The 12,597-nt window shown below is 61.0% G+C and carries 13 protein-coding genes; 7 read left to right on the top strand and 6 right to left on the bottom strand.

The genetic code is table 11. The annotated features are described in order from the left end of the window. Window positions 1-72 precede the first annotated feature (72 nt). The 3 genes from NA645_RS02860 to NA645_RS02870 are packed head-to-tail and all read right to left on the bottom strand — an operon-like array spanning window position 73 to window position 2,728. Window positions 73-570: an LEA type 2 family protein gene (locus tag NA645_RS02860; RefSeq protein ID WP_256047538.1), complete on the bottom strand. Its 498-nt coding sequence runs from the start codon at window positions 568-570 to the stop codon at window positions 73-75. Between the two features lie 13 nt (window positions 571-583). Then, the gene (locus NA645_RS02865; protein WP_272891945.1) at window positions 584-1,345 is read right to left on the bottom strand and encodes a slipin family protein; all 762 of its coding nucleotides are present in this window, start codon (window positions 1,343-1,345) and stop codon (window positions 584-586) included. A gap of 3 nt (window positions 1,346-1,348) precedes the next feature. Continuing rightward, window positions 1,349-2,728 (bottom strand): NfeD family protein, encoded by a 1,380-nt coding sequence (locus tag NA645_RS02870; RefSeq protein ID WP_256047425.1) that lies wholly within the window; start codon window positions 2,726-2,728, stop codon window positions 1,349-1,351. Window positions 2,729-2,940: 212 nt separating this feature from the next. Here NA645_RS02870 and NA645_RS02875 point away from each other — a divergent pair, with 212 nt between their 5' ends. The 7 genes from NA645_RS02875 to NA645_RS02905 all read left to right on the top strand — a co-directional run bounded on the left by NA645_RS02875 (window position 2,941) and on the right by NA645_RS02905 (window position 11,075). Next, on the top strand, window positions 2,941-3,774 hold the full coding sequence (locus NA645_RS02875) for an MBL fold metallo-hydrolase (RefSeq protein WP_256047426.1): 834 nt from the start codon (window positions 2,941-2,943) through the stop codon (window positions 3,772-3,774). Further along, window positions 3,774-3,995, top strand: a complete 222-nt coding sequence (locus tag NA645_RS02880) for a hypothetical protein (protein ID WP_256047427.1) — start codon at window positions 3,774-3,776, stop codon at window positions 3,993-3,995. Before NA645_RS02875 ends, NA645_RS02880 begins: the two co-directional genes overlap by 1 nt. A gap of 393 nt (window positions 3,996-4,388) precedes the next feature. Continuing rightward, window positions 4,389-4,547: a YqaE/Pmp3 family membrane protein gene (locus tag NA645_RS02885; RefSeq protein ID WP_131649596.1), complete on the top strand. Its 159-nt coding sequence runs from the start codon at window positions 4,389-4,391 to the stop codon at window positions 4,545-4,547. Between the two features lie 396 nt (window positions 4,548-4,943). Next, a complete protein-coding gene (locus tag NA645_RS02890; RefSeq protein WP_256047428.1) occupies window positions 4,944-8,456 on the top strand; it encodes a response regulator in 3,513 nt (1,170 codons plus the stop codon). A 1-nt stretch (window position 8,457) separates the two neighbouring features. After that, entirely contained in the window at window positions 8,458-9,276 is an 819-nt protein-coding gene (locus NA645_RS02895) for a CheR family methyltransferase (protein ID WP_256047429.1), read from the top strand. Then, window positions 9,273-9,875: a chemotaxis protein CheB gene (locus NA645_RS02900; protein ID WP_256047430.1), complete on the top strand. Its 603-nt coding sequence runs from the start codon at window positions 9,273-9,275 to the stop codon at window positions 9,873-9,875. The genes NA645_RS02895 and NA645_RS02900 overlap by 4 nt, the downstream gene beginning before the upstream one ends. A 3-nt stretch (window positions 9,876-9,878) precedes the next feature. Continuing rightward, window positions 9,879-11,075, top strand: coding sequence for a hybrid sensor histidine kinase/response regulator (locus NA645_RS02905; protein WP_256047431.1), 1,197 nt, complete (start codon window positions 9,879-9,881; stop codon window positions 11,073-11,075). Window positions 11,076-11,200: 125 nt separating this feature from the next. Here NA645_RS02905 and NA645_RS02910 read toward each other — a convergent pair whose 3' ends face one another. The 3 genes from NA645_RS02910 to NA645_RS02920 all read right to left on the bottom strand — a co-directional run bounded on the left by NA645_RS02910 (window position 11,201) and on the right by NA645_RS02920 (window position 12,546). Beyond that, window positions 11,201-11,428 (bottom strand): hypothetical protein, encoded by a 228-nt coding sequence (locus NA645_RS02910; RefSeq protein WP_256047432.1) that lies wholly within the window; start codon window positions 11,426-11,428, stop codon window positions 11,201-11,203. 211 nt (window positions 11,429-11,639) lie between these two features. Next, window positions 11,640-12,140, bottom strand: a complete 501-nt coding sequence (locus NA645_RS02915; RefSeq protein WP_256047433.1) for a hypothetical protein — start codon at window positions 12,138-12,140, stop codon at window positions 11,640-11,642. Window positions 12,141-12,207: 67 nt separating this feature from the next. Further along, entirely contained in the window at window positions 12,208-12,546 is a 339-nt protein-coding gene (locus NA645_RS02920) for a hypothetical protein (protein ID WP_256047434.1), read from the bottom strand. Between the last annotated feature and the right edge of the window lie 51 nt (window positions 12,547-12,597).

Here is a 12,597-nt window from a genome sequence, read left to right on the forward strand (position 1 = left end):
GCACATTGAATGGCTTTGGCGGACTTCCCAATCTGCGGCCGAATGAATCCGGCCCTACGGACTATCTGGTCTTTACGGATTTCGGCGATAAGGGCTGGTGAGCGCCCCGGACAAATCCAGCGTCCCTTTCTCGACGAAGCGCTGGGTGCCGAACAGCCCGCCGGCGAGCTTTCCGCGCAGCACGTAAGGCACCTCTTCCATGCCGACATGCTCGGCCAGCCCCAGCGCTTGTCGCGCGGCGGAGAACGCGGAGATGGTCACCGGAACGGTCAAAACGGTTTCGCCGAAACGCGGCACGCTGCCGCGCTCGTCGCTGACGCCGCTGGCCAGGCGTCGACCGTTGATTTCCAGATCGAGCGCCACGCCGTTGTAATCCAGCGCCATGTCGTTGGGGTTCTGCACCCGCAGCTTGACCGCCATGCGCAGCTCCAAACCCTCACCGGGCAGCGGCTGAATACCGGCGACCTGGACGTTGAGCGGGTCGCGCGGGCTGAGCGCCGCGCAGCCGGCCAGGCTCAGCACGAGCATGAGGACCGACAGCAGGGCGGTAACGGGTACGGCTCGGCGCATGCGCATAGGATGTTCACTCGGTTTTTTTGGTGAGGTTGCCCAGGCCTTGCAACAGTTCCATGGGCAGCGGGAAGACGATGGTCGAGTTCTTGTCGCCAGCGATGTTGCTCAGGGTCTGCATGTAGCGCAGCTGCATCGCCCCGTTCTGACGGCCAAGCATCTCGGCAGCCTGCATCAGTTTCTCCGACGCCTGCAGCTCGCCCTCAGCATGAATGACCTTGGCCCGCCGCTCACGTTCCGCCTCGGCCTGGCGGGCGATGGCGCGGATCATCGATTCGTCGAGATCGACGTGCTTGATCTCGACATTCGCCACCTTGATACCCCAGGCGTCGGTCTGCGCATCCAGCACCTGCTGGATATCGTTGTTGAGCTGTTCACGCTCGGCCAGCATGTCGTCCAGATCGTGCTTCCCGAGTACCGCACGCAGCGTGGTTTGGGCCAGCTGGCTGGTTGCCGAATGGTAGTCCTCGACCTGAATGATGGCCTTCTCGGCATCCAGCACGCGGTAGTAGACCACCGCGTTGACCTTGACCGAAACGTTATCGCGAGAGATCACGTCTTGCGTCGGCACGTCCAGCACCAGCGTGCGCAGATCGACCCGAACCATCTGCTGGATGCCGGGAATGATCATGATCAGCCCCGGCCCCTTGACCTTCCAGAAGCGCCCCAGCTGGAACACTACGCCACGCTCGTATTCGCGCAGTATGCGGAAGGTCGATGCGAGCAGTGCAATCAACAGCACCAGAACCGCGATGAAGCTCATTTCAAAACCCATGGTTCACCTCTTCTCGATTGGCGGCGCGTCGGCCGCAGTGACGTCCAGTTGCAGCCCGTGTCTCGCCACGACACGGACTTGTTGACCCAGATGCAAGGGAGCCGCGCTGCGGACCTGCCAGTGTTCGCCTTGCAGCTGTACCCAGCCGCAAGCCGGGTCGTCCGCCTGAATGCGGCTGACCGGCGCCAGGCTACCGATCAGCTCGGCGTCACCGCTGACCACGCGCTGCCGACGCGCCTTGAGCGCCATGCTGACGATGGCGAACAACACGAATGCGCTGACCAAGGCCAGCGTGCCGATCAAGGTCAGGGGAATACCGTAGCCCGGCACCTCGGTATCGATCAGGATGACCGAGCCGGTGACGAAGGCGGCGACGCCACCCAGGCCAAGCACGCCGAAACTGGGCGCGAACGCTTCGGCGATCATGAAGCCCAGGCCCAGCAGAATCAGCGCCACCCCGGCGTAGTTCACCGGCAACAGTTGCAAGGAATACAACGCCAGCAGCAAGCAAATACCGCCGATCACGCCACCGCCGGTAGTGCCGGGATTGGAGAACTCGAATATCAATCCGTAGATCCCGATCATCATCAGAATCAGTGCCACACTGGGGTTGGTGATCACGGCCAGCAGGCGCACCCGCCAGTCCGGTTCGTAGTGGTCGAGCGTTGCGTTGGCGGTCTGCAGCCTTTGCTCGCCAGCGCTGGTCTGGATAGTTTTGCCGTCGAGTGTGCCGAGCAGTTCATCGATATCGGCGGCGAGGTAATCGACCACCTTAAGCTCCAAAGCCTCGCTGGCGGACAGGCTGACCGCTTCGCGCACCGCCCGCTCCGCCCATTCGGCATTGCGCCCGCGCAGCTGCGCCAGGCCGCGGATATACGCAGCTGCGTCGTTGACCTGCTTGCGGCTCATGGCATCGCTGCTGTTATCGGAATCAGCCTTTTCGGCGTCTGGCTTCTCGGATGGGTTGCCTGGCGAGCCGCCGATCTGCACCGGCGTAGCGGCGCCGAGGTTGGTGCCCGGCGCCATCGCGGCGATATGGCTGGCGTAGAGCATGTAGGTACCGGCGCTAGCGGCACGCGAGCCACTGGGCGTGACATAGGTGGCGATCGGAACGGGGCTAGCGAGGATTTCCTTGATGATGGCGCGCATGGAGCTGTCCAGCCCGCCGGGTGTGTCCAACTCCAGAACCAACAGCTGCGCATCGTTTTGCACGGCGCGCTCTATGCCGCTGGCAATGTAGTCGGCACTGGCCGGGCCAATCACCCCGTCGACCCGCAGCACCGTCACCGCAGCCGCTGCCTGAGTCGTGCCTGCGAACCCGAGCCATGAAGCCAGCAAGAGCGTCAGCAGCCAGGCCAATCGAGCAAAGGGGCGGCGGCGCATAGGCGTGAACCTCCCGAATCGACGATGCGCGATGATGTATCGCGGCGGTATCAGAGAGGGTAGCCCAGTTGACGCGAGGTTCCTGTCACGACGTCGGATCGTCCGCAAGAGACAGGCGCCTGAACTCTCGGGCGCCATCGGGCCTCACAATTCACACGACGTTGATATTTGCGCGGAGTTGTCGCGCCGGCCCGCTCCATGAGGAGTCTTCCATGCGTATTCACCATCTCAATTGCGGCTGCATGTGTCCGGTGGGCGGCAAGCTGTTCGATGGCTTCAGTGATGGGCTGACCGCCAGCCTCGTCTGCCACTGCCTGTTGATCGAGACCGAGCAGCACGGGCTGGTGCTGGTCGATACCGGCTTCGGCAGCTGCGATGTACTGGAGCCACGCAAGCGCCTCAGCCAGTTCTTCATCGCCTTCAACAACATCAAGTTCGAGCGCCGCTTCACGGCGCTGGAGCAGGTGCGCCAGCTTGGTTTCAGGCCCGAAGACGTTCGGCACGTTCTGCTGACTCACCTGGACTTCGATCATGCCGGTGGCCTGGAGGATTTCCCTGAGGCCCAGGTCCACGTGCTGCAGCGGGAAATGGACGCGGCGCGCTCGACTCACAGCTTTATCGGCCATCGGCGTTACCGTCATCGGCAATGGGACGAGGTGCGCAACTGGCAATTCTACGAGCCGGGCGGCGATAACTGGTTCGGTTTCCAGGCCGTCAAAGAGCTGCGCGGGCTGCCGCCAGAGCTTTTGCTCATCCCGCTGACCGGCCATACCCACGGCCATGCGGGCGTCGCGCTGCAGACCGACCAGGGCTGGCTGCTGCACGCCGGCGACGCCTATTTCTACCGCGACGAAGTCGGCCAGACCGAGCGTTACTGCACGCCGGGCCTGCGTTTGTACCAGCGCATGATGGAAGTCGACCGTCCGGCGCGCCTGTCCAATCAGCATCGACTCTGGACCTTGTCGTTGGAACACAAGGGCGAGGTGACGCTGTTCTGCAGCCACGATGCCAAGGAACTCGAACGCATGCGCGCGAGGCAGGGTTGATGTCGCGACATGACGAAGAGCGCTTGGGCGGGCCGGTAGGCGCCATGATGAAGTACGTACGCTGGGTCGGTCTGGTAGCCTGCTCGCTCGCCGGGTTGGGCTACGTGCTGGTGGGCAACTTCAACATGGCTGGCCTGATGCTGGCGCTGGCCGTGCTGTCGTGGGTCAACGTGCGTCGCAAGCGCGGGGAGCGATCTGGAGCGCCGCCGACCGAGGACTGACCTAATCCGCTGGCAGATGGAAATGAAGCCGGTTCGGGCAATCCCTTCGCGAGGATTCGACTTTCAGCGTATGGAGTGCCTGCGCCGCTTCTGTAATAGTTAGCAGGCTAAGCGAAGCCGCTTGGCAATGCGTACCGCCCACAAGGCGATGCGTATCGCAACGATTGGCCAACCACGCCGCCTGTTGCGTCTCCTCCCTATCGGTGCCTGTGGCGCCCCCTGCGGCTCAAACGGCCGCACCCGGTTCTGACAGCCGCTGTCCATCGACGGCGGTTGCCGTTCCTTCCGCGTTGCTGCTGCGCTTGTGCGCCAGGGAACCGAAGGAACCCCCAAGGCGTGATCAGGTCGATTCAAGTGAGCTTTTTCAGCCTGCACAGACCCGAGGGGACACACATGGACCTGATCCGAATCATCATCGCGATACTTCTGCCTCCATTGGGGGTGTTTCTACAGGTCGGCTTCGGTGGAGCCTTTTGGCTGAATATCCTGCTGACGCTGTTGGGCTACATTCCAGGCATCATCCACGCGGTCTGGATCATCGCGCGGCGCTGATGGCGTTGCGGTAGAGCGGTCCGGCTCAGCTTGGCGCAGGCGCCGGACGCTTCGTCCTCAAGGGCACGACTTCTGCGTCGCCTGCTGTTACGTCGAACAACCCCAGCGAGAGCCGACTCGGGAGCGACTACGGGCCGGATGAATCGCTCCGGCGCGAGTTCTTGATAGAAAACGAACCCTTGCCCGGCAGGATGGTCTGAACCCGGCCATTCAGCTGGGTTTTTTGTGCTCGCAACCGCAGCGGTGTAAAGTCTCCGGTCGACTTGCTGCGTGAGCCTATCTCGCGCGAATCACCTTTGAACTTGACGGGATGTGGAGCGTTCGCTTGCTAGCGACGCAGCTGCCCGCGCTGCTGTGGGTATCGGTCATCGCGCCAGCACCCGGGAAGGAAACCAAATGGGCGACTCTTTCATCAATCGAGAAAACTTCAGGCGCATCCTCAACCGCAATGTGGCGGTGCCCCTTGGTTTCGGGTTTCTCAGCGCATTTTTCTTCAGCGCCATCGTCTATTACCTGTTGAACGTCAGCCATTGGGTCGAGCGCTCGGTTCATGGCGTTGCCTACGCGCACGACATGCTGAAAGTCGCGGGCGATATGGAAGCCTCCATGCGTGGCTATCTCATCGCTGGCGAGGAGATTTTTCTCGAGCCTTACCGAAAAGAGCTGCCGGTATTCGGCGACCTGATGAACCGGCTCGAGGACTACGCGAGCGATACCCCGGTGCAACTGGATCGTGTTGAGCGTATGAAGCAGCTTCATGGGCAGTGGCTCGGATATGCCGAAGAGGCCATTGAGCGCCGTGCACGGAACGAGCCCATAACCGAGTACGTACGCAGCAAGCGCGGGCTGGACCTGAAGGAGGAGCAGCGTCGGCTGCTCAACGACTTCATTGCCTATGAACGTCAGACTCGTGCCGAGCTTACCGACACGTCGGAAGTGGTCACTACGGTGCTGATCGGCGGTTTTCTGCTATTCAGCCTGGTGTTCAGTGGTCTGCTGGTTTACTTCGGGCGCCGCGACCTGATCAATCTGTCCGACAGCTATGCCAAATCACTGGAGCAACAACAGGCGCATGCCGCGGCGCTGGAGAAGCAGGCCTGGTACCGCACCGGCCAGACCCAACTCAGCGAATCGATGATCGGTGAGCAGGCGCTGCCGACGCTGGGGCAGAACGTTCTGAGCTTCCTCTCGCGCTATCTCGACGTCGCGGTCGGAGCGCTCTACGTGACGCAGGACGGCAAGCTGCAGCGGGTCGCGGCGTTCGGCTGGGACAAAGACAAGCTGCACAGTGACCGGACGCTGGAAATCGGCGAAGGGCTGGTCGGGCAGGCGGCCCTGGAGCGGCGGGCGATGGCGCTCGACAGCGTGCCGGCCGGCTATATGAAGGTCACTTCGGCGTTGGGCAACACCGACGCCAGATCGGTATTGATCGTTCCCGTGGAAGACAGCGGCATGCTCAATGCCGTTTTGGAGATCGGCTTCCTGCGGCCCCTGCACGAAGAAGACAGCGAGTTGCTGCGGCGCGTCAGCGAAAGCATCGGTTCGGCCATCGAGGCCGCGCGCTATCGCCAGCGTCTGCAGCGGATGCTGGCCGAGACCCAGCAGCTCAACGAAGAACTGCAGGTGCAGCAGGAAGAGCTGCGCGCTGCCAATGAGGAGCTCGAAGAGCAATCCAACGCCCTGCGTGAATCGCAGGCGCACATGGAAGAGCAGCAGGCCGAACTGGAACAGACCAACGAGCAACTGGCCGAGCACTCCGAGGAGCTGGCGCGTCAGCGCGATGAGATGGACCTGAAGAACAATCGCCTGCATGAAGTGCAGCTGATGCTCGAAGAGCGTGCCGACGAGCTGCAGCGCGCGAGCCGCTACAAGTCGGAATTCCTCGCCAACATGTCGCACGAGCTACGCACTCCGCTTAACAGCTCACTGATTCTCGCCAAGCTGCTGTCCGACAATCCCGAAGGCAACCTGAGCGACGATCAGGTGCAGTTCGCGCGCTCGATCTATTCGGCCGGCAACGATCTGCTCAATCTGATCAACGACATTCTCGATATCTCCAAAGTTGAAGCCGGCAAGCTCGACGTGCGGCCTGAACTGCTCGTTCTGACACGCATGATCGACGGGCTGAAGAGCCTGTTTCTCGCACAGGCGCTGGAAAAATCGCTGCAGTTCCAGGTCGAACTGGCCGAAGACTTGCCGTCGAGCCTCTATACGGACCGACAGCGACTGGAGCAGATTCTCAAGAACCTGCTGTCGAACGCCTTCAAGTTCACCGAGAAGGGCTCGGTGGAGCTGCGTGTGATGCGCCATGGTGAAGGACAGGTCGCCTTCGCGGTGCGTGATTCGGGGATCGGTATTCCGGCCGATCAGCAGGATGTGATCTTCGAGGCGTTCCGTCAGGCCGACGGCACCACTAATCGCCGCTATGGCGGCACTGGCCTGGGCCTGTCGATTTCCCGCGAACTCGCCCAATTGCTGGGCGGCACCATCGAAGTGAGCAGCGAGCCGGGCGCCGGCAGCCTGTTCACGCTGATCGTTCCAGAGAACTACAGCGCCCCGGTGGCTGTACAGGAGCCGGAATTGTCTGCCGCCGCGCCGATCGAAGCGTCTGCCGCATCGGTGTCCATGGCGCTTGTGCATGCCGCGCCTTCGCCGGCCGCACCGCTACGCGCGCAGGAGCCGAGCGTGCCGGCTCTGGCTGACGACCGTGACGCCCTTCCATTCGGACGCTCGGTGCTGGTGATCGAAGACGAGCCGCAGTTCGCCTGCATTCTCCGCGACCTCGCGCACGAGCTGAAGTACAGCTGCCTGATCGCGCAGAGCGCCGATCACGGTTTCGACACCGCCGTGCAGTACCGCCCTGATGCGATCCTGCTGGACATGCGACTGCCCGATCATTCCGGCCTGACCGTGCTCGAGCGGCTCAAGGAAAATCCTGTCACGCGGCATATCCCGGTGCATATCGTGTCCGTGGAAGACCGCAAGGAGGCCGCCCTGCAAATGGGCGCCATCGGCTACGCCACCAAACCCACCACCCGCGACGACCTCAAGAAAGTATTCGGCCGGCTGGAGGCGAAGCTGGCTCAGAAGGTCAAGCGCATCCTGCTGGTCGAGGACGATGCCCGCCAACGCGAGAGCGTGTCGCGGCTGATCGAAGACATCGATGTGGAAATCACGGCGGTGGAGTTCGGCGAGCAGGCCCTCGAACTGCTGAGATCGACGCTGTTCGACTGCATGATCATCGATCTCAAGCTGCCGGACATGGATGGTCACGAGTTGCTTGAACGCATGGCCCGCGAGGACATCTGTTCCTTCCCGCCGGTCATCGTCTATACCGGCCGCAACCTGACGCGCGATGAAGAAGCGTCGCTGATGAAATACTCGCGCTCGATCATCATCAAGGGCGCGCGGTCGCCGGAGCGGCTGCTCGACGAGGTCACGCTGTTTCTGCACAAGGTCGAATCGGACATGGCGCCGGAGCGGCAGAAGATGCTGAAAAGCGTGCGCAGCCGCGAGAAGGCCTTCGAGGGACGCAAGATTCTGGTGGTCGACGACGATGTGCGTAACGTCTTCGCGCTGACCAGTGCGCTGGAGCAGAAGGGCGCGCTGATCGAAATCGCTCGCAACGGCCACGAGGCCATCGCTCAACTACAGAACGTGTCCGATATTGATCTGGTGTTGATGGACATCATGATGCCGGAGATGGACGGTTTTACCGCGATGCAGGAGATCCGCAAGGATTCGCGCTTCGCCAAACTGCCTATCATCGCAGTCACTGCCAAAGCCATGAACAACGATCAGGACCGCTGCTTGCGCGCCGGAGCCAACGACTACCTGGCCAAACCCATCGATCTTGACCGTCTGTTCTCGCTGATTCGTGTATGGCTACCGAAAGTGGAGCTGTTGTGACATGCCTCACCGCAATCAGGCCATCGAGCTGAAGCTGCTGATCGAAGCCATCTATCTGCGCTACAGCTACGATTTTCGCGACTATTCCGGCGCTTCGCTCAAGCGCCGGGTGCTACTGGCGCTGAACCAGATGCAGTGCGAAAGCATCTCGGAACTGCAGCGCAAGATTCTCTACGATCCGCAAGCCTTCATGGAGCTCTTGCAGTTCCTCACGATCCCGGTCAGCGAGATGTTCCGCGACCCCAGTTATTACCTGGCGCTGCGCGAGCAGGTCGTCCCGGTGCTGCGCACCTACCCGTCGCTGAAAATCTGGATCGCCGGCTGCAGCACCGGGGAAGAGGTCTACTCGATGGCGATCCTGCTCAGGGAGGAGGGCCTGCTGGAACGCACCATTCTCTACGCCACCGATATCAATCCGCGATCGCTGGAGCAGGCGCGCCAGGGCATCTTCGATATCGGCGACATGCAGCAGTACACGACCAACTACCAGCGCGCCGGCGGCAAGCGCAGCCTCAGCGATTACTACACGGCCGCTTATGACTCGGCGATCATGGACAAGACCCTGAAGGACCAGGTGACCTTTGCCGACCATAGCCTGGCGACCGACAGCGTCTTCGCCGAGACCCAGCTGATTTCCTGCCGCAACGTGCTGATCTACTTCAACAAACCGCTGCAGGACCGGGCCTTTGGCCTGTTCCACGAATCCCTCTGCCATCGCGGCTTTCTTGGCCTGGGCAGCAAGGAAACCGTCGAGTTCTCAGGTCATGCCGACCGTTACGAGGCGTTCGACAAGCAGCAACGGATCTTTCGCAAGCTATGACACGCGCGGCCCCCAGTCTTTCTGCCAGCCGGCCCGCCCGGCCCGTCGATGCCGTAGTGATCGGTGCTTCGGCGGGCGGGCTGGCCGCTCTGAGCGTTCTGGTCAGCGGATTGCCGGCGAGGTTCCGGCTGCCGCTATTGATGGTGCAACACGTGCCAGCTAGCGGACCGACGCAGCTCGCCGAGATCTTCCAGCGCAAGACCGAGCTGAAGGTCAAGGAAGCGGACGACAAAGAGCCGGTATGCGGTGCGACCCTGTATTTCGCCGCGCCCGGTTACCACTTGCTAGTAGAGGCGGACCTGACCCTATCGCTCAGCCAGGACGATGCGATGCACTTCTCCCGCCCCTCGATCGATGTCTTGTTTGAATCGGCCGCCGATGCCTGGGGCGAGCGCGTTGCCGGTATCCTGCTGACCGGCGCCAACGAAGACGGCGCGGCAGGCCTCGAAGCGATCAAACGGGCCGGCGGCATGACCATCGTTCAGGACCCTGGCGAAGCCGAGGTTCAGACCATGCCCTTGGCCGCACTCCAGCGCTTTGCGCCGGATTACATTTTGCCCTTGCGCGATATTCATCGACTGTTGCGTGAACTGGAGTGACCCATGCCTGACCATACCGATGAAGCGAACCTACTGATCGTCGATGACCTGCCGGAAAACCTGCTGGCGCTGGATGCCATTCTCAGGAACCCGGGCGTTCGCGTGCATCAGGCCGAATCGGCGGAACAGGCACTTGAACTGTTGCTTCAGCATGAGTTCGCATTGGCCATTCTCGACGTGCAGATGCCTGGCATGGATGGCTTCCAGCTGGCAGAGATGATGCGCGGTACCGAGCGCACCAAGCAGATCCCCATCGTTTTCGTCAGCGCGGCCGGGCGCGAACTCAACTATGCCTTCAAGGGCTACGAGAGCGGCGCGGTGGATTTCATGCACAAGCCGCTCGATACTCATGCGGTTCGTAGCAAGGTCAGCGTATTCGTCGATCTCTACCGCAACCGCAAGCGGATGGCGCGTCAGCTCGAAGCGCTCGAGCGCAGCCGCCGCGAGCAGGAAGTGTTGCTCGATCAGCTACGCAGCACCAAGGCCGAACTCGAAGATGCCGTGCGCATGCGCGACGACTTCATGTCGATCGTCTCCCATGAGCTGAAAACGCCCCTCAACACCCTCATCCTCGAAGTCCAGCTGCGCAAGCTGCAGCTCGGGCGGAACAACTTCGCCGCGTTCAGCGACGACAAGCTGCGGCAGATGGTCGACAAGGACGAGCGGCAGATCCGTAGCCTGATCCGCCTGATCGATGACATGCTCGATGTCTCGCGCATTCGCACTGGCAAACTGTCGATCCGCCCCAACCGCTTCGATCTGGGCAAGCTGGTCGCCAGCGTTGTAGAGAATTTCGCGTCGCAGATGGAGGCCAGCGGGTGCGCGTTGTTATTTCAGCGACCGGAGCCGATCGTCGGCGTCTGGGATGAGTTTCGCATCGAGCAGGTGCTGGCCAATCTACTGACCAACGCAATGCGCTACGGCGCCGGCAAGCCTGTGCAGGTCAACGTCAGCGCGACTCCGGTGACTGCCTGTATCGAAGTGCGCGATCAGGGCATCGGCATCAGCCAGAAGAGCCTCGAAAGAATTTTCTGCCAGTTCGAGCGGGCTGAAGGCAGCGAAACCAGCGCCGGACTGGGGCTTGGGTTGTTCATTGCCGAGCAGATCGTCAAAGCGCATGACGGTCGCATTCAGGTCGAAAGCGAAGAGGGCAAGGGCGCGCTATTCCGGGTCTTGCTGCCGTTGGACGTTGAGGTCTAAAGCGGTTCCGGAGGGGGCGTCAGGACCAGGACAGTTGCGGTCGGCTCCGAGCATCGGCCTGTTCACGCAACAGTAGATCGGGATTCACCACATTCGGATGGGCGGCCTGTTCGAGCAGTGGCAGGTCATTGATCGAGTCGGAATCTAACTCTGTCTAGCTCTTCCTGATAACGCAAATCGGCTGGCTTGATATTTGTCAGTACACACGAAGGAAGCATGTCCTGAGTGCTGCCCCAGGGCAGGCGCACGCTGCCGAAGCGGCGCAGCCAGGGTTGTTTCTCGGCTGGCGGCTGGTCAGGAACCCGCTCCGGGTTGTAGGCGCTAGGGCTATAGAAAGGATCAGGATTCGGCATGGGTCTTCTCATCGGCCCAGAACGGAACGTCGGTTTGGTTGACGTATGCGGCTGGTGCTTTGGTTGCATTCACCTCGCTGCCCCTGATCGGCGGTGCCGAGAATAGCCGGTCAAGCGCGCCGGGGCGGCAGCCTTACTCAACTGCCGTAGCTCACGTGCAACGCCATCAGGTTGGGACGACCGAAGGTGTCGATCTGGGGGATGCGTTCGGTCATTTCGCGCACCTTGGCCTTGAAGATTTCATCGTCCATATCGCGCCAGTAGCGAGGTGCACGACCGATTTGGCGGTCGTGTTCGGCGGTGGTGGGTCGAGGTGGCGGAAGGCTTCCAGCTCCGGGGTGTCCGGCAGGGGTTTGCTGATATCCATATAGTTCTGCAGGTAGTCCCAGAGTGCGCAGGGCACGGAGGTGCTGCCGCTGGCACCGACGAAGTTGGCCATATTGATCCAGATATCCCGGTAGCGATGGACGATGCACAGCACGTTGTTTGGAAGGCCCTGACGATCCGGTGTGGTGGTGATATAGGCATCGAACTCGTAGAAGGGCGCAACCTTTTCGCCAATGGTGCCGTTCTTTTTGTATTCACCGTTATTGTCGTAATCGAAGACGGTGACCAGCCCGGTACGGCGGTTAAATTCCCAGAGTGGGCCTCTGGAGGGTTTTATCCAGAGTTTGGGGAAGTGATTGATTACGAGCCAGCCTAGCCCCCACATCAATAGAGAAGGTAGGACAACAAAAACAAAAGCGTCTAAAAGGTTTTTGATAGCTCGCTTTGCCAGCCTACTTGTGAGTGGTTAGTGATTGATGCAAATGAGAGAAGTGCAATTGGAGATAGAAAAAAACCCCTACCTCTCCAAGCGTCTTTAAGTAAATCCAAAATTTTGAGCTACCAGGGAACTGAGCATGCCTGATCTTTTCGTTATCTAAACGATCATGCAGGTCTAAGTGCTCCAGTAATTTCGGAACATAGGTTCCTTGTTCTAACTGCTCTGCTTTTTCCTTTGTGATCGTCTCCACCAAACGTAAATCAGTTGGTTTGATATTCGTCAGTACACAGTAAGGGAGCATGTCCTGAGTGCCCCCCAGGGCAAACGCACGCTGCCAAAGCGGCGTAGCCACGGCTGTTTCTCGGCTGGTGGTTGCTCGGGAATCTGCTCCGGATCGTAGGCG

Origin of the sequence: Stutzerimonas stutzeri, assembly GCF_024448955.1 — a bacterium.
Classification (GTDB): Bacteria; Pseudomonadota; Gammaproteobacteria; order Pseudomonadales; family Pseudomonadaceae; genus Stutzerimonas; species Stutzerimonas stutzeri_AQ.

Excerpts from the sequence above, each read along its gene's own strand:
- NA645_RS02905 (WP_256047431.1), top strand. The coding sequence starts at position 9,879 with ATGCCTGACCATACCGATGAAGCGAACCTACTGATCGTCGATGACCTG.
- NA645_RS02895 (WP_256047429.1), top strand. The coding sequence starts at position 8,458 with ATGCCTCACCGCAATCAGGCCATCGAGCTGAAGCTGCTGATCGAAGCC.
- NA645_RS02910 (WP_256047432.1), bottom strand. The coding sequence starts at position 11,428 with ATGCCGAATCCTGATCCTTTCTATAGCCCTAGCGCCTACAACCCGGAG.
- NA645_RS02915 (WP_256047433.1), bottom strand. The coding sequence starts at position 12,140 with ATGTGGGGGCTAGGCTGGCTCGTAATCAATCACTTCCCCAAACTCTGG.
- NA645_RS02865 (WP_272891945.1), bottom strand. The coding sequence starts at position 1,345 with ATGGGTTTTGAAATGAGCTTCATCGCGGTTCTGGTGCTGTTGATTGCA.
- NA645_RS02880 (WP_256047427.1), top strand. The coding sequence starts at position 3,774 with ATGTCGCGACATGACGAAGAGCGCTTGGGCGGGCCGGTAGGCGCCATG.
- NA645_RS02875 (WP_256047426.1), top strand. The coding sequence starts at position 2,941 with ATGCGTATTCACCATCTCAATTGCGGCTGCATGTGTCCGGTGGGCGGC.
- NA645_RS02885 (WP_131649596.1), top strand. The coding sequence starts at position 4,389 with ATGGACCTGATCCGAATCATCATCGCGATACTTCTGCCTCCATTGGGG.
- NA645_RS02870 (WP_256047425.1), bottom strand. The coding sequence starts at position 2,728 with ATGCGCCGCCGCCCCTTTGCTCGATTGGCCTGGCTGCTGACGCTCTTG.
- NA645_RS02900 (WP_256047430.1), top strand. The coding sequence starts at position 9,273 with ATGACACGCGCGGCCCCCAGTCTTTCTGCCAGCCGGCCCGCCCGGCCC.
- NA645_RS02890 (WP_256047428.1), top strand. The coding sequence starts at position 4,944 with ATGGGCGACTCTTTCATCAATCGAGAAAACTTCAGGCGCATCCTCAAC.
- NA645_RS02860 (WP_256047538.1), bottom strand. The coding sequence starts at position 570 with ATGCGCCGAGCCGTACCCGTTACCGCCCTGCTGTCGGTCCTCATGCTC.